General features: G+C 52.5%; 13 protein-coding genes and 1 pseudogene. 4 read left to right on the forward strand and 10 right to left on the reverse strand.

The window, feature by feature from the left end; genetic code table 11:
* Positions 1–60: 60 nt before the first annotated feature.
* Entirely contained in the window at positions 61–954 is an 894-nt protein-coding gene (locus MED297_RS11550; RefSeq protein ID WP_040557186.1) for a DMT family transporter, read from the forward strand.
* Here the strand turns inward: MED297_RS11550 and ubiG are convergent.
* The 5 genes from ubiG to MED297_RS11580 form a co-directional block, all read right to left on the reverse strand.
* The gene (gene ubiG, locus MED297_RS11555; RefSeq protein WP_008045103.1) at positions 949–1692 is read right to left on the reverse strand and encodes a bifunctional 2-polyprenyl-6-hydroxyphenol methylase/3-demethylubiquinol 3-O-methyltransferase UbiG; all 744 of its coding nucleotides are present in this window, start codon (positions 1690–1692) and stop codon (positions 949–951) included. The genes MED297_RS11550 and ubiG overlap by 6 nt on opposite strands.
* Positions 1692–2114, reverse strand: a complete 423-nt coding sequence (locus tag MED297_RS11560; protein WP_008045108.1) for a DUF3429 family protein — start codon at positions 2112–2114, stop codon at positions 1692–1694. Before MED297_RS11560 ends, ubiG begins: the two co-directional genes overlap by 1 nt.
* 169 nt (positions 2115–2283) lie before the next feature.
* Positions 2284–4410, reverse strand: coding sequence for a M4 family metallopeptidase (locus MED297_RS11565; protein ID WP_154650912.1), 2127 nt, complete (start codon positions 4408–4410; stop codon positions 2284–2286).
* 822 nt (positions 4411–5232) lie between these two features.
* Positions 5233–5637: an HD domain-containing protein gene (locus MED297_RS11575; RefSeq protein WP_008045115.1), complete on the reverse strand. Its 405-nt coding sequence runs from the start codon at positions 5635–5637 to the stop codon at positions 5233–5235.
* A 4-nt stretch (positions 5638–5641) separates the two neighbouring features.
* Positions 5642–6346 (reverse strand): alpha/beta fold hydrolase, encoded by a 705-nt coding sequence (locus MED297_RS11580; RefSeq protein ID WP_008045116.1) that lies wholly within the window; start codon positions 6344–6346, stop codon positions 5642–5644.
* Positions 6347–6487: 141 nt separating this feature from the next.
* On the opposite strand from MED297_RS11580, the pseudogene MED297_RS21330 reads away from it, so the two are divergent.
* Positions 6488–7930, forward strand: a pseudogene (locus MED297_RS21330) (ATP-binding cassette domain-containing protein); the annotation flags it as partial.
* Between the two features lie 164 nt (positions 7931–8094).
* Here MED297_RS21330 and MED297_RS11590 read toward each other — a convergent pair.
* The 4 genes from MED297_RS11590 to MED297_RS11605 form a co-directional block, all read right to left on the reverse strand.
* On the reverse strand, positions 8095–8952 hold the full coding sequence (locus MED297_RS11590) for a GNAT family N-acetyltransferase (RefSeq protein WP_008045118.1): 858 nt from the start codon (positions 8950–8952) through the stop codon (positions 8095–8097).
* A 9-nt stretch (positions 8953–8961) separates the two neighbouring features.
* Positions 8962–10794 (reverse strand): ABC transporter ATP-binding protein, encoded by a 1833-nt coding sequence (locus MED297_RS11595; protein ID WP_008045119.1) that lies wholly within the window; start codon positions 10792–10794, stop codon positions 8962–8964.
* Positions 10795–10879: 85 nt separating this feature from the next.
* Positions 10880–12742 carry an ABC transporter ATP-binding protein gene (locus MED297_RS11600; RefSeq protein ID WP_008045120.1) on the reverse strand — a complete coding sequence of 621 codons (1863 nt, stop codon included), beginning with the start codon at positions 12740–12742 and terminating at the stop codon, positions 10880–10882.
* 343 nt (positions 12743–13085) lie between these two features.
* Complete coding sequence (locus tag MED297_RS11605) at positions 13086–13760, reverse strand: TetR/AcrR family transcriptional regulator (protein WP_008045121.1); 675 nt, start codon at positions 13758–13760, stop codon at positions 13086–13088.
* A gap of 343 nt (positions 13761–14103) precedes the next feature.
* Here MED297_RS11605 and MED297_RS11610 point away from each other — a divergent pair, with 343 nt between their 5' ends.
* The gene (locus MED297_RS11610; protein WP_161599296.1) at positions 14104–15180 is read left to right on the forward strand and encodes an MBL fold metallo-hydrolase; all 1077 of its coding nucleotides are present in this window, start codon (positions 14104–14106) and stop codon (positions 15178–15180) included.
* Positions 15181–15193: 13 nt separating this feature from the next.
* Positions 15194–16102 (forward strand): oxidoreductase, encoded by a 909-nt coding sequence (locus MED297_RS11615; RefSeq protein WP_008045124.1) that lies wholly within the window; start codon positions 15194–15196, stop codon positions 16100–16102.
* A gap of 113 nt (positions 16103–16215) precedes the next feature.
* On the opposite strand, the gene MED297_RS11620 is transcribed toward MED297_RS11615, so the two are convergent.
* Positions 16216–16893: a hypothetical protein gene (locus tag MED297_RS11620; RefSeq protein WP_008045126.1), complete on the reverse strand. Its 678-nt coding sequence runs from the start codon at positions 16891–16893 to the stop codon at positions 16216–16218.
* Positions 16894–16896: the final 3 nt, after the last annotated feature.

The following is a 16896-nucleotide window of genomic DNA, read 5'->3' on the forward strand; positions in this document are numbered from 1 at the left end:
ATTCGGCGCGCGCTGTGGTTTACTGCCGACCCTCACAGCGCGCAGATACCGGAGAACGCCATGCAACGACTCGATGCCATCTTATTATTGCTTCTGTCAGCAATCTGGGGCGCATCGTTTCTGTTTATGCGCATTGCATCTCCGGAGTTCGGCCCGATCGCTCTGATTCTGGTGCGCATGGGCGTGGCCTTCTTAACGTTAACGCCTTTTCTGTTGAACCGTGCATTTCGCCAAAAAATCATCAGCCATGCCGGGCCATTGGCTATTTTAGGCATTTTGAATCAGGTCATTCCTTTTACGCTGCTGTCCTTCGCAACGCTGCGCCTGGAAGCCGGCTTTACGTCCTTGATTAACGCCACCACGCCAATCTTCACAGCCATCGTGGCAGTACTGTTCTTTGCGTCCCCCATCAACCGACAGCAGCTTCTGGGGCTCATTGTGGCGTTTGCGGGCATGTTTGTACTGTCGGCCGACAAACTGAACTTCCACACCGGCGGCACCGGCTGGGCTATTCTGGCCGGGCTCGGGGCCACCTTTTGCTACGGTCTGGCGGTTAACTATTCGCACCGCACCATGAGTGGCCTCAATGCCCGGGAAATTGCTGTCGGCAGCATGTTTTTCAGTTCACTGGTCCTGCTGGTACCAGGGTTGTGGTTCTGGCCGGAACAAAACCCGGGGCTGTCGGCGTGGATCTCAGCATTGCTGCTGGCCACCTTTTGCACCTCTTTGGCCTTTCTGCTCTTTTATCGGGTTCTGCGCAGCGCCGGCGCGGTGGCCAGCAGTACAGTCACCTTTATGGTACCGGTCTTTGCGGTTGGATGGGGCGTGATGCTGCTGGGTGAAGCCATCACGCCACGATTGATTCTGGGCATGCTGATTACCCTGGCAGGGACGGCCTTGACGGTCCAGATCGTTCGAATCCAGCGCTTGCAGCCGAAGCCACTGGACTCATAAAGTGCCGGTTTTTTCTGCCATCAGCATGTAATTAACCCAAGTCACGGGAATCAGGCGCATGTTTCGTTTCAGCGGGTTTACGGCGACGCCTTCGCGGGCTGTTACCTTCAAACCACCCAGCGCCAAATAGCGTCGAATCTCTTCGGGCTTCTGCAACTTACCGTACTGATGCGTGCCTTTCGGCAAGTACCCGGTGATGTATTCTGCGCCAATGATGGCAATCAGAAATGACAGCCAGTTGCGGTTAATGGTGGCGACAAACTGGGTTCCGCCGGGCTTCACCAACGCGTTACACTGGGCCATAAACAGATCCACATTGGCAACATGTTCAACCACCTCCATGTTGAACACGATATCGTATTGGTCGCCGCGCCGGACCAGTGCATCCGTTTCGATGCATTCGTAGGTGACGGCCAGGTTCTGAGCCTTTGCATGTCGACGGGCCACTTCAATATTGCGAGCGACCACGTCCACCCCATGCACCTGAGCCCCCAGACGGGCAAGCGCTTCGCTTAGAATGCCGCCGCCACAACCAACATCCAAAACATGCAGACCTTGCAGAGGCTGCTCTGAATCGGCCATTGGGTGACGCTTTCGCCATTGTTCTGCGATCCAACGCGTCCGCAGCTGGTTCAATTGGTGCAGCGGCCAGAAAGGACCATCCGGTTGCCACCAGGTATCGGCTAGGCGGCGGTAATAGTCGGCTTCTTTCAGGTCGATGGTTGAATCGGACATCATCAACCTCCCATCACACCAATCTGTCCGGCGACAAGCGACATCACCGCAACCGCGGTCAGAAGACGCCGCAGGCGTTGGTAGGCTGATTCAAATTGCCCGACCCAGTCGGTGACGCGTTCAACCAGATAGATCGCTATGAGCACAAGCGCCGCTAACACAAAAAAGATGGCCGGCCACAGCAACAAGCCAAAAAACGCCAACAAAAACAAGCCATGTCCGATGAGGGCCGCTTTTGTTTCAGTTGGTTTTGGGTTCAACCACCAGGTGCCGGTCAGATAGGCGATGATGCCGAAAGCATAGAGTTGCAACGCCCGAACGGCCCAATCGGTTTCCGGCGAGATCAGGACCATGGTTCCCGGAACGATAAAAGGAACAAGGCCCAGCGTTCCGAGCGGAAGAATGGCTTCTGACGGGGTTCTCATAGGTTGTCTCAGACTCATCAAGGTTATCGATGGATTACGCAGGCAGGATCATTTCAGATTCGCAAAAAAAAACAGCGTGATGTGAGAGCCACGCTGTTCAGCTTTTTAGGTCAATGCCCGGTCACGTCCTTGCGCCCGAACACTGTTTTTTAATGTTCAACCGACCGGATCAGTCGATGCTCCAGTTCATGGTGACACCGGAAAACGACTCATAGGCGCGCAGACTGATCCACCAGCTACCGGCCCCGGGGTTCGTTTCGGTACAGCTTTCTTCGTTACCCCACTTATACGGACGGCAATCGTAGTTCGACGTCGTTGGCTGGCTGCCCTGACGGACATAGAGGTCGGCGTCACCGCTGCCACCGGTAATTTCAGCGTTCAACGCTGAGGCACCGGCTGGCACCGTTACTTCAAAGTGCACCCAATTGCCAGCGCTAGCCGACAGGTTGGTTTCCGTTCCGGATGTTGGTTCGCCGCTGTCAGAATCGTGCGACGCCGTCAGCGTCGTACCACTGTAACTGCTGTAGCCGCGCAACATGATGTAGTAAGTACCGGATTGCGCCGGATCGAAGCTGCAGGTTTCATTGTTACCGGAGCGATAAGGACGACAGTCGTAGGTCGATGTCGTTGGCTGGGCGCCGAAGCGTACGTACAGATCGGCATCACCGGAACCGCCATTCATAACAACAGAAACCGATGACGCACCGGCAAGAACGTCCAGTTTAAACATGGCTTCACTACCAGAGGGTCCGCTGAGTCCTGTTACCGGAACGCCATTGTCCAGCTCGGTTACGGTGTTACCACCACCGCCGCTGCACGAAGACGTTGAAACACCAACGGTATTAAATGCCGACACGACAACATTGGTGTCGTAGTTCAGATCGCCCGCTGCAGACAGAGCGCCACAGGCACCGTCAATGTAGTTGGTGTTCTGATTCCAGTAGACCTGGTTGGCCAGAACAAAAACGTCGAAGGCTTTTCGGGTATCCCAGCCGGAAGCCGTCGCGATCAGGTAAAACGCACGGTTAAACACACCGGAACTGTAATGCACGTCCATTCCGGATGTGTAGTCTGACGCATGACCGATGGATCGACCGTCTTTCGTTGGGTCATCCATGTAGCGTAACGAGCCGCTGCCTTTGAAAATATCGGCGCCGACTTTCCAGTCGTTCGACCCTTTCATATAAAACTCAGCCGCTTCACCTGACATATCGGAGAAGGCTTCGTTAATACCGCCCGATTGATTCTGATAAACCAATCCAGAGTTCTGTTCAGTAAAACCATGACTGACTTCGTGAGCGGACACATCCAGACTGACCAGAGGATAGAATCGGCTTGCACCGTCACCAAAGGTCATCTGACTGCCATCCCAGAAGGCATTTTCATAGTTGTTGCCGTAATGCACACGCATACGCAGTTTCTGAGAAATCGGTGCGGTGTTGTACCAGTCATCAAACATGTTGAAGACAACATTACCGAAGAAGTGCGCATCGTTCAGAGGTGAGTAAGCACCGTTGGTATAGCGGTTGGTGTTTTCCGGACAGGTGAACTGGAATACGGAACCCCCGCTGGTGCGGTTCTGCATGTCCACCGTTTCAACATTAGAGGTGTTCATCCGGCAGTTGCTGTCAACCTGCAGTGCAGGAAAGTCCTGCCCGTAAATGTATTGCCCGGTTTTTTCGTTACCGCCGGGACCGGTTGCATCCTGATGCGCCAAGCCGTCCCAGTGGTCCAGCACTTCGCCGGTCATGGCATCGATAAAGTAATGTGGTCGCGTTGGCTCGACACCATAGTCCACCCAGGAAACCAGGTACACCAGCTGAGCTTCGTTGTTGTCGTTCAGCCGGACCCATAACTTCTGTTGTTTGTTTTCAGCACTCAGCAACATCTTTTGCAGAGCTTCTTTACTTGGTATGGCACCCTGAGTCATCAGCGTGTGCTGTTCCATGGCAAGGTTCAGGATCGCCTTACCATCGAACCGTGGCGTTGCCTGCGGCAGATCCGATTCGATTTCGGTAACAAACTCACCACTGACGGTTGGCGCAAAAGTACCGCCGGAACGTCGAGTAATCGACTCGCCCCAGACAGGCACCCCCTGATAGGTTTGCTGGTATTTTTCAACGGTGACACCGCTGGCCAGCGTGCGGGATTTAATGGTCTGAACGGATGTCGCATTACCGGACATAACGCCCTGGGTAAGGTGCGCTTCGGTCGCAGGAACACGATCCGCCGCCATAAGGGCAGACGATGCCAATAAGCAACCGCTTACCAGCAGCGTATACTGTAGTTTCTTCATTGGAATATCCTTGTTGTCATAATTATCAGATGTCATCAGCAGGTTTTGATTTTGACTCGGTCGCTGATGCACGGCTTCGCAATCATTTACAGAGGCCTTGTGAGCACGAATGAAAAGAAGACGTAAGGACACTATTAGGTAGGGCGATTACTCTGAACAACCGGGGAGTGAGTGAAGTGTGATCAATCGCGAAAAAATCAGGAAGAGGCGCGTATTTTTTTAGACAAGGGTCACGAGAAAATGATCCGTTTTCATGAGGCGCATCATCCAATAGTCGCAAATAGAAAACGCTTACAACGCGTTAATCATTGATTTTTGCACATCAAATTGATCAGTTATTTTTGAGTTATCGGTCAGCTAAATTGTGTTTGAGTGAGCTGCTTTTTAAAGCGCCCAACTCGTTGAAGAGCGCTTGTGAATAGCGTTTATCAATGATGAACTACGCATTGAGACTGTTTTCTAGATCCAAAATAAAGCTCGTTAAATAGGCTTCCATCGACTCATATTCAGTTTGCGCTTCCGGCAGGCTGCAACGTCGACGTCCAAGAATATGTGACTGAACATACTCAATGGTCTCGATAAGCGACTGACCTCGCTCTGTGCCAGTGACCAAACACTTCGAAACCATAAACGCACGTCCACCTTCTAGGGCCTGTTAACACTATTTCCGTCCATTCTGTTGGGATTGTGCCCTTTCAGAGCAAGGCGTGAGGAGGGAACTGTGGTTGCTCCACACGAACGACGAACAACGACGTCTCTGGAAGGGCACAACCCAACCCTTTGGGCCGGATAAAAATCATTCACGCCGTCGTTATCACTTGCTCAGGTGGAACAACCACTATTCGCGCGTTCTGCCTTGTCGTTAATTATTTTAATCTCGGCAGAATGGACGGAAATAGTGTGAACAGGCCCTTGAGCATCATGAAGAATTTTTCCTTCGATCGTTTCCGGTTTTGATTCCGGGTATGAGTCGTTTACCCGTTCGTTTACCGTTGCAATCCAATCATCGTTTTCACCGATGCTTTCGGCATCAGTTTCAATCGCGGCACGATCATCCACACCATGAAAGTAAGCACCTGCTAGTAACCACTGCGCATCGCACTGATAATGTTGGCTCAATTGAAGCGCTTTCGAATAAAGCCGATCCACATGCGCCAGGTTATGCATGGAATCTTTGTCTTCATAAAATGGCGCGACATACGCCCTTAGGTCTGCTTGGGTCAACATACAATCATGTTCCAACCTTGGTTAACCATTTCCGAATGGCATCGGCTAAAGAGTCCGGATGCTCCAATGGTAGCATGTGCCCGCGGCTAGAAATCCAATGGACATCAACCTGCGCATTCTGTTTGGACAAGCGGGTCAACCATTCTGTATCTACCAGGTCATCACCCTCACTGGCACAAAAGAGTATGGGCTTGTGCCATTGCGATAAGGGTGCAAAAAGATCACGTCGATCCGACGTATCCCGTAACTGACTTTTCAGTTTTTCGACACCTTGAGCCCGATCCATAGCAATCAGCTGATCAATCCATTCGTCGTCATGATGCGATGGGTCGAGTAACGACTTGGCGCGTAGCCGACTCATGCCGCGATAACCGACCTTATCAATCAGCCGTAAGGCTTGCGCGCGTTGCTCAAGCTCCGCAGTCGGCAATGGTTTGGGACTGTTCGCCAACACGCACAGACGAGCAATACGCTCGGGATAACGAACCGCGATCTCTGCGGCCACATACCCACCCAGGGAAAAGCCAAGCAAGTTCACCGTTGATTCCGACAACTGCGAAACCAACAGTTCCGCAATATCAGGAAACCCCATATTCATGGGAATGGCTAATGGTACCAACTCAACGGTATCAAACAGTCGTGTAACTAACGGCGCCCAAAGACGATCATCACACTGCGTGCCGGGTAATAAATAGAGTTTCTCTCTCATACTTTCCTTTCAGACCCTTCTCGACAACGAAGACGACGATTGCTATTCTACGCGCTCTTCTTTCCATTGTCCGGGACACGCCAATGATTCAGTGATTTTCCAACTTACTCGAACCTGACTTTCGACTCTGGAGAATCCTGCATGGCAACTTTTTTATCGGCGACAGACCTGTCGTTTCGTCTCAGTAACGGCGATTTCCTTTTCAATAATATATCCTTCACGACACGGCAATCGTTAACCGCGATCGTCGGTGCCAATGGTGTCGGAAAATCGGTGCTGGCACGCTGTTTAGCGGGGGATCTGACACTGGACAGTGGCTCCCTGCAATCGTCCGGGGATATTCACTATGTTGCGCAAAATGCGCCGCCCGATCCCTCACTGTCGGTCATCGCGCTGTTTGGGCTAGAGCCCGCGCTGAATGCCGCGCAACGTATTGAACAGGGCTCCACGGAATCTCAGGACTTTGACCAGGCCGCCTTCTGGTGGGAGCAAGCCGTTGAGTTTATGGCCGCCTGTCGTACGGTTGGCTTACCCGAGTCACTGGATGTCCGTCGATCAGTCACCTCTTTTTCCGGCGGTGAACAGTTTCGACTTATGTGGGCAGCCGCACTGATGGCACGACCCGATCTCTTTATTTTTGATGAACCGTCAAACCATCTCGACCGTGACGGCCGCGAACAGTTTTTTAACTGGCTGAAAAATGAAAAGCGTCCGCGCATTGTGATCAGTCACGACCGGGAACTGCTTGATCAGGTCGATGCCATCCTTGAGCTGACGCCCAACGGTATGCACGCTCACCCTGGTACGGTTCAGGAATATCTGAAGGAACGGGATCAGCGCTGGCAACAGCAACAAGACAAGCTGGACACGGCGCGTAAAGACAAAAAACGACAAGCTCGCCAGTTACAGGAAGCGCTGGAAAAACAACAACAGCGCAGTGCTCGCGGTAAAGCCAACGCCGAAAAAACCGGACTCGATAAACTGCTGCGCGACGGAATGAAAGAAGCCTCGGAAAACAGTCAGGGACAGCAGAAGTTGCTCAGACAGCAACGACGAACTCAGGCCGACCAGACACTCGAACTGGCCGAACAAGAACGCGAATGGCAAGAGCCACTGGCATTGGATTTACCGGACTCGGCTTTGCACCCACAGAAAACAGTACTGAGCCTGAATGGCTTGGTGACCGGCGTAAATCAGCCGAACCATCAGGCAATCTCGTTCCGGCTCAATGGTGCGTTTCGCCTCAGAATTGAAGGACCCAACGGCGTCGGAAAAAGTGTTCTGATAAAGACACTGCTCGAGCAATACCCGGCCATTGCCGGGCATTACCACCGATGGGTGCCAACGGTATACCTCGACCAACACTTTCATCATTTCGACCCGCAAAAATCCGCAATTGAGAACCTGCTGCAACGTCAACCGGAACTGACCGAACAGGAAGGTCGTGAGCGACTCGCGCGCATCCGGTTGCGGAATAAAAAAGCCGAGGTCGCGTTTGGTCAACTCAGTGGCGGCGAACAACTGAAAACCGTACTGGCAACGGAGCTGCTCGGCCCGGTGACACCACAGCTGTTACTGCTGGACGAGCCGACCAACCATATGGACCTCGACAGCGTCCTGGCACTGGAACAGGCATTGTCCGCGTACCAGGGTGCGCTGGTGGTGATCAGTCACGATGAACCCTTTGTCGCCACATTACGACTGACGCATCGATTGAGATTACCGGAAGCCAACCTGATTGAACTCGGTTAACCGCGCTGAGTTTCCGGCAAGCAAATCAACTCCGGCAAGGGAAATGCCGCATCGAAGAAAAACCGATCGGTTTCTGAGTAGACAGGGTCGGCCTGAACATGGAGTTTGTCGGGCACAAAATAGCTCCGCACTTCCGTCGCCTCCGCCACTGGTAAGACCGGCAATAACTCGGACCAGCCGGGAATCCGCTGGCCAACAATGTCTAAAAGGTCTAACCGTCCGTTGTCGATTCGTAAAATCAGATATACGTTTCGGGCTTCCCAATAATAAAGATTCGCAGACAAAAAGTGCCGAACAAACCACAACAACAGCCAGGGTTTGTTTTCAAACCCAAACACATCCGAAACCGGTGTACGGTGTCGCGCCGCGTCTTCAAATTTCAGACGTTCTTGTTCATTCAGCAGCTTCACCGTCGTTAACGTATCACGATTGACCGATGTCGGTGTTTGCTGCCATCGGAAATAATCGATGATGGGTCGATGCTGGTAACCAAACTGTTGATAAAAGTCGATCTTATCCTGGTCTGCTGTAAAAAAGGTTCGCCCGGTGGTGTTGGCGACATGCGCCTGAACCGGAGCGAACAACGCTCGGATTAACCCTTTTCGACGATGGGACTCATGCGTCAGCACCGTCTGAATCATACTGGCCGGAAGCGCGATGCCGTTCACGACGACATCGAACTGACCAACACAGACATTGGCGACAATCTCATTCTCAGTCTGCATCGAAAACGGCACATAATCGGATGGGGCACCATCGAGAACGGTAATGCCCCAGATCGATTGTGTCAGTGCATTGAGCTGAGCTGCCAGCACCGTATCGTCCTGATAGTGACTGACTTCGTTATAGGTCATGACGTGTCCTTAACTTTGATGCAACAGCTGTTCTTCCGATTCGGTTTGAAACTGCTTTTGATACAAGCCGTAGTACCGTCCTTTCTGTGCCAACAACTGCTCGTGTGTGCCCTGTTCGACCAGCTCACCACCATCAATCACCAAAATCAGATCGGCGGAACGGATGGTCGACAACCGGTGGGCAATGACAAAACTGGTTCGCCCTTGCAGCACCGTTTGCAAACTTTCCTGCAGCAGATGTTCAGTCTGTGTGTCGACCGACGACGTTGCTTCGTCCATCACCAGTATCTGCGGATCACCGATGATCGCGCGGGCAAACGAGATCAACTGTTTCTGGCCGGTCGACAGGTTGTTGCCGCCCTCTTGTACTTCTGTCTCGTAGCCTTTGTCCATCTGCATGATCAGGTCATGCACATTCACCGCCTTGGCGGCGGCTTCAATCTGTTCATCAGTCGCCTCCAGATTGCCGTAACGAATGTTCGATCGAATCGTTCCGGTAAATAAAAACGGTGTCTGCAAAACAATACCGAGGTTCGACTGCAACCACGCCAGTGACCGTTCCCGATAGTCTTGTCCGTTAATCAGAATCTGACCATCCGTCGGTTCATAGAAACGACACAGCAATGAGACGATGGTGGACTTACCCGATCCGGTCGCGCCCACCAGGGCAACGCTGGATCCCGCCGGAACGCTCAGGTTAAAGTCTTTCAGAACCGGTTCATCGGGTTTGTAACCAAATGAGACGTGCTTAAACTCTATATCTCTGATTTCGGCGTCACCGCCATCAATCGTCTCCGCGGCTTCAGCCATTGCCTGCTCGATGTTTCGGGTGACGGTTTCGGAGTCAATAATTTCCGGTTCAACGTCCAACAAACCAATCACCCGTTCAACACAGGCCGTAGTGCGTTGCAGCTCGGCGAGCTTTCCGGAGACCTCCAACATCGGGTCCATCAACGCTCGCGCATAAAACATGAAGGCCACCAGAGTACCCAACGTCAACGTGCCCGCTAACACACTGGCCCCGCCAAACCACAATGCGGCGCCGGTGGCCATACTGACGAAGACATTCACAAACGGGAAAAACGCCGACGTTAGCAACAGGTTGTACATCGACTGGCCATACATTTTGTTGGTGTCCTGCTGAAACTCACGCAGGTTTTCTGCTTCACGCACCAACACTTTCGACGTTTGCACGCCGGAGATGCTTTCGTTGTAGATTGCGGTGATGCGGCTGTTGGTTTTTCGCAACTTTCGGGAACTGTCGAGGATCCGGATGTTAAACCACATGGCAACGCCGGCCAGAAACGGAAACAGTCCCAACACGATCAGACCCAGTTGCCAATCCAGATAGAGCAACACACCGAAGATGCCGACGATGTAAGGGATACCCCAGAACAAGTCGAGCGTTCCCCAGGCGATGACATTGGCGATGCGCTGCGTATCCGACGTTATCCGGGCGAGCAACCAGCCAACGGCGTTGTTATCAAAAAACCGAAACGACAACCGCTGCAAATGCTCAAAGCTGTCCTTACGCAGGTCGTACATCAGTTGCGTCGACAGGCCACCGGCCAAGCGGATAAACCACCAGATAAAACCGATGATGGTTAACATCAACGTGCCGTACATCAGTCCATGACCGATGAGGTTGGCATTGGCACCGTTGGCGACAATGTCATCCACCAGCGATTTGGTCACCAACGTAAAGCTCGCATCCACACCGGCGGTAATCAGTGCGGCGACAATAAGCGTATGAAACACACGCTTTTGCGGGCGGTAAATCATAAAAAACAGTGTTTTCCAGGCACCCTGTTTCGCGGGTGTGCTGTTGTATTCCTGGTTCATGTGCAATCCTTGCCGTCCCTTCTGGGACGGTTCTTCAATGTTTTGTTTTGGTACCGGGGGCGGTAATGGCTCAGGTCCATATGGTTTACCCCACCGGTGCAATCGGACGATGCAGGTCAGCCGGTTCCGCATCGGCATCCGCTTCAAACTGCGCTTTCTGACCGCTCTGTATCGTCCAGAGCTGTTGATAAAAGCCCGGCACTTGTTGTAACTGTTCGTGCGTTCCCTGTTCGGTCAACTGGCCGTCCTGCATCACGAAAACACGATCGGCCTGACGACAAACACTGATGCGATGCGTAATGATCAACAGCGTTTGTTCGCCGCGTTTGCGTCCCAGCGCCTTCAGAATTTCACGTTCGGTGTTGGAGTCGACCGCACTGAGCGTGTCATCTAAGACCAGCACGGGGACCTCTCTGAGCAAGGTGCGCGACAACGTCACCCGTTGCTTCTGGCCACCGCTGAGGCTAACGCCCCGTTCTCCGATAACGGTGTCATAACCCTGTTGAAACGCCTCGATTGTATGGTGCACGGCTGCATCCGTCGTCGAACGAATCATCTGTGCATCGCTGGCATTGGCACGTCCAAACTTGATGTTATCGCGCAAGCTGCGGCTGAACAGGAACGGCTCCTGCAGCAGCGTACCGATTCGACGGCGAACCGATTGACGACTGACTTCAGTCAGGTCATAACCGCCTAATCGAATGCGACCTTCGTTCGCATCGTGCAGACGCATCAATAACTGGATCAATGTGCTCTTACCAGCGCCTGTCGGTCCGACAATGGCAATGGTTTCACCGGCTTTAATCTGGAAGCTGACGTTTTTCAAGACAGGCTTCGCCGGATCGAAACCAAAGGTAACCCGATCAAACTCAATGTCGCCGGTAACGGATTCAGGAATGTCCTGCTCCCGATCCGATGTGCTTTCTTCCGGCGCATCCAATATTTCCTGGATACGTCCTATCGCCACAGTTGCCTTTCCGGCTTCACTCAACTGTTGACCCAGTTGACGAATCGGCCAGATCAACATGTTCGCATAAAGCATAAAAGCAAAGTACGTCCCGACGGTGATGACGCCAATCGACGCCAGATAGCCGCCACCGACTAAGACAAAACCATTCTGAATCAGGCATAACAGATCGGAAGACGCCCAGAAGTTCGACAACATTCGGATCAACTTGAAGTTCAGGTCCCGATAACGGGCATTTCCCTGTTCAAACTTTTCACATTCGTAGTCCTGTCGGGCAAAGGCACGAACAACACGAATCCCGGTCAGATTTTCCTGCACGATGGTGGTCAGTTCGCCTTCGGCTTCATCCACTTCCTGAAACAAGCCTTTCACCCGACCGAAGTAAACCCAGGCAAAGGTGAATACGATTGGCAACATAAACAGCGATACACCCGCCATGATCGGACTGACCATAAACATCAGCGGTACCACAATGCACATCAGAACCACGGTTCGGCCCATGTCCATCACCTGCATGGTCAGGAACTGGCGCAGCGTATCCATATCGGAGGTACAGCGTTGAACAATATCGCCACTGTCAGCTCCGTTCAGATAGGTTTCAGATAAGCGATGGATGTGCGCAAAGAGCTGTTCACGTAAATCGCGGACGGTGTCTTCGCACGCTCGCGCGGCCAGATAATCTTTCAGGTACATGAACGCACCCGCCAACGCGGTGGTCAGAACAATTGCCAGACCCGCCCACCACAAATGCTCGGACAGCGTTTCAGCCCCACCCGTCCAGTCAATGAGACGGTTTAGCAGACTGTCGCTGACGACCGGTGGGTCGGTGATGACCCGGTCAATCACCACCTGGCCGATGGTGGGCACCAGAAACATGAAGTAACTGGCAATACTGACCGCCACGACCGATCCCAGGTAGTGCCAGCGTTTATTGCGAATAAGATCAACGAGAATTCGATGATGATGTTTTGATTTATTCACGTCTTTTTCCCTTACAAACTTTGCTTTGCACGGGCTAAAAACAAAAAAGCCCGCAGCGTGTGCGAGCTTTTCAGGAATAAGAACGGTGTTCTTATAAGTGCTATAAAGCCCGCGGTTACCGACGGGCTCTATGATGAATCAGAGGTTACCCGTCAGCGAAAACGTCCAGACGCATTGGCTGCGCCATCCGGTGTGAAGATGTTATTAATCATGGAATCTGTCCTTTTTAGATTAAATTTTTCATCAACATCGCTGTTCGCGGGTTTATAGAAATGCACCACTGAGGTGCGAGAATCCGAGTACTCTAGGTCGCTTTTTTGACAATTGCAAGAATTAAAATGTTTTATTGCGCCATCGACGGCCGGTCGTCGTTTCGGTAACGGTCGTAAAAGGCCTGCACGCCTTCGATCATCAGCAGTCGATACTCATCGGTCGAGTCCTCATACCCTGCACTCTCCATCAAACTCCGATAATGATCGGACACGTGCAGTTTCGGATACAACCCACTCACAAACGCCAGATGCGATACCAGAAAACGGCTCGCGCCGTCCGAGGAGGCAAACAGATTTTGCATCAACAACTGATCGATGATCACCGCCATCTGTTCATGCAAACGTTGCTTAAAGGCCAACAACCGTTCCGCCGAGGCTTTCTGTTCAAACACTCCGGCCAGTAACTCATAAAAGCGCATCATGCGCGGGTTGCTCAGAATCACCGGCATCCAATGGTCAACAAAGGATTCAGCGTCGAGATCCGAATGGCTCATCAACTGCGTCACCTTGTCGACCCAGTCATCCATGTCTCGCGACATCAGCGTAAGAAAGACATCTTCCCGGGTAGGGAAGTATCGATACAGATTGGATCGGGTAAAGCCGGCGGCTTTAGCGATTCGAGCTAAGGTAATGTCGTCATAACGAAACTGATCAAACAGGTCGGAGGCTGCTTGCAGAATCTGAGCTTCACGCTGTTCAATCTGATCATCCCGCCGGGCACGTTGCCAGCTGCTGCATGTCTTCATAATGTATTACGGATCACGTTCATTGGGCCGCCATCATACGACAGTTGGGCCAAAAGTCATTTTCATCCATAAAAGACGCTGCGTCTCTTGAAAAAAGACACCGCGTCTCTTATTCTCTGGTCAATCATTACACAGTTGCCTCATCCTTGTGAAGCACAAGTGCGTAGGTGACTGAGGTATGGCGGGTCAAGCCGCTTGAATCGAACCATTGGATTGTCGACCGGCGCGTTACTTGCCAAGTCAGACACGATCGGAGAACTACGTGGTCCTAAAACGAGTGAAACGCATTTTTCAGTTCATCAGCGTCATGATCCTCTTCCTTTTATTAACGGGAGTCAGCTTTATGTTTCTCAGCCCTCAGTTTGGCAGTCGTCCCAGTGACGAAGATCGTCAGCGGTTTGAACAATCCAACCATTTTAATGGTTCAACCTTCGATAACATGACGGCGCCCTTACCGCGAGACAGCGAAAGCAGTGGTTTGCAAGCCGCTTTGAGCTTCATGCGCGGAACCCCGGGACGAACGCCAAAACCAGGGACCGTCGATGCAATCACTATCCACCCGGATGATCTGTCCCGCACCGACGGCCCGCAACTGTACTGGTTTGGTCATTCATCGTTTATGCTGCAGTTGAATCAACGCAACTTCCTGTTTGACCCGGTCTTTGCTGACGTGGCGGCGCCGCACCCGTGGCTGGGTTCCAAACGCTACAGCGGAAAACTGCCCATTCAACCCGACGCTTTACCTCGCATCGATGCCGTGTTCATCAGCCATGATCACTACGACCATCTAGATCTGACGGCCATACGTCATCTAATTGATAAGGCTGAACGGTTTTATGTCCCGTTGGGCGTTGGTACTCACCTCCGGGGATGGGGGGTCGAAGCGTTCCGTATTGTCGAACTCGACTGGTGGCAAAATGCCACCATGGATGAACTCACCTTCACACTGACTCCAGCGCAGCACTTCAGTGGCCGACGCCTGACCGGTCAAAACCAGTCGCTCTGGGGTGGCTGGCATCTGAGAGCACCCGACTTTACCTTCTATTTCAGCGGCGACTCCGGCTACAACACGCACTTCAAAGAGATCCGCAACCGCTTGGGTCCTGTCGATGTCGCCCTGCTCGAATGCGGCCAATACAACACCGCCTGGGCCGACGTACACATGATGCCGGAAGAGACCGTCCAGGCCGCCCGCGATCTGGACGCCGCCGTGATGATGCCTGTCCATTGGGGGGCGTTTACCCTCTCCATCCACGCCTGGAATGAACCCGCTCAGCGGGTCGTGGCTGAAGCCAGAAAACAAAATCAGTCGATCATCGTTCCGCGCATCGGCGAACGGGTCGACCTACGCTCACCGCCCACCTCCGTCCGCCCATGGTGGGATGTTCGCTTGGAAACCATTACCCCACAGGAAGCCTGAGGAGGCTCTGACCATGTTTGATATTAACGCCATAACATCACAAGAAGGTCGGGTTGCCATTGTCACCGGCGCCAATGTTGGACTTGGCTTTTCGACCACTCATACCCTGGCCAAAAACGGGGCTACCGTTGTTATGGCCTGCCGAAATGCCGACAAGGCCAATAGCGCCATCGCCGAACTGAAAAAAAACCTGCCGGATGCCGATCTGGTTTTCATGCCGCTCGATCTCAGTGATCTCAAATCGGTTAAGAGGTTTGCAGAGCAGTTTCTGGAACAGTTTGACCGACTGGATTTGCTGATTAACAACGCCGGGGTCATGGTGCCGCCGTACCAGAAAACGGTCGATGGTTTCGAGCTGCAAATGGGGGCGAACTACTTCGGACACTTTTTGCTGACCAGCCTGTTGTTACCGCTGTTGGAAAAAACCGGCAACGCACGGATTGTGAACCTCAGCTCCATCGCTCATCGCAACGGCAAGATTCATTTCGACGACATGCATTTTGAGAAGCGCTACTCAAAAATGGAGGCTTATGGTCAGTCCAAGTTGGCGATGCTGATGTTCAGCTATGAACTCAGTCGCCGTTTGAAAGAACAGGGTTATTCAACGATTGCGGTCGCCGCCCACCCGGGTGTTGCCAACACCGCCTTAAGCCGCTACCTGCCGAAACCTATGATTGCCTTACTGACCCCGGTCGCCGGCCTGCTGCTGTCTTCACCGGAAGAAGGTGCCCTGCCTCAGATTTACGCGGCCGTCGGCGAGGACATCGAAAGCGGCGACTACCTTGGACCGAACGGTTTCAATGAAATGCGCGGTAAACAACCCGTGAAAGTCAAACCGCGCCCTCATGCATTAGACACCGAGGTCAGTGGCCGGCTTTGGGAAGTGTCACTGGAGCTTACCGGCGCGCACTATTTCGACTGAAGAAGCACTAAACCGCAGCCGGGTGGAAACGTTCGTGGAGAACGCTTTCAATCCGGCTGTGTTCGTCAAACCGTTCATTACTGAGGCGACAGCTGACGATCTGACGACTTTGATCAGGATGACTTCTTGATCAGGACAACGCCGATCCAGATGAACCAGACGATACCTGAAAGACCGAACACAACTCTCAACACCAGTTCCGCCGAAAAAAGTGTCGCTATGCCGATCGCGCCCTTCACCAAGGTGAACGCGGATAAGGTCTTTGACAACAGACCGTGGCGCCAGCCGATCACCCCTAAGAGAAACAGCCACACACCGCCGATAAACTCGATTCCGCCACCAAGACTTTCGGTCAGCAAGGTTCCGGCGTAATAAACCACTTCAGCTGCAGCGGGGTTTGAGGCGTTCTGACTTGCCAGTAACTCATTAGAGCTGATGCCGATCATGCCGGTACACAACAAGACCACGACCCAGAAATAGCCAAACAGCGACATCATCGCCACAGTCGTCTTTGACGCCATTGAGCCGAGTTGACCGACAACATAAACACAAAAACACAATAAGCAGGCGAATAAGACGTATCCCAGAACATAAGTAAAGTTATATAGACCCTTATTTTCGATGAGATAGGCAATTTTTTCAGCCGTGGTTGCGTCCGCTGGTGTGCTCAAAACAGCCCCGTAAATAATGAACAGGGTGATGTAGCACAGCGCCATTCCGATAAAGGCCATGCCAGCAAGTCGTTTTATTGAAGGTTGGCCGCTGGCCGAAGGGTTAATGATGGTGTCCATCTT

It is taken from the genome of Reinekea blandensis MED297 (genome assembly GCF_000153185.1).
GTDB classification, from domain to species: Bacteria; Pseudomonadota; Gammaproteobacteria; order Pseudomonadales; family Natronospirillaceae; genus Reinekea; species Reinekea blandensis.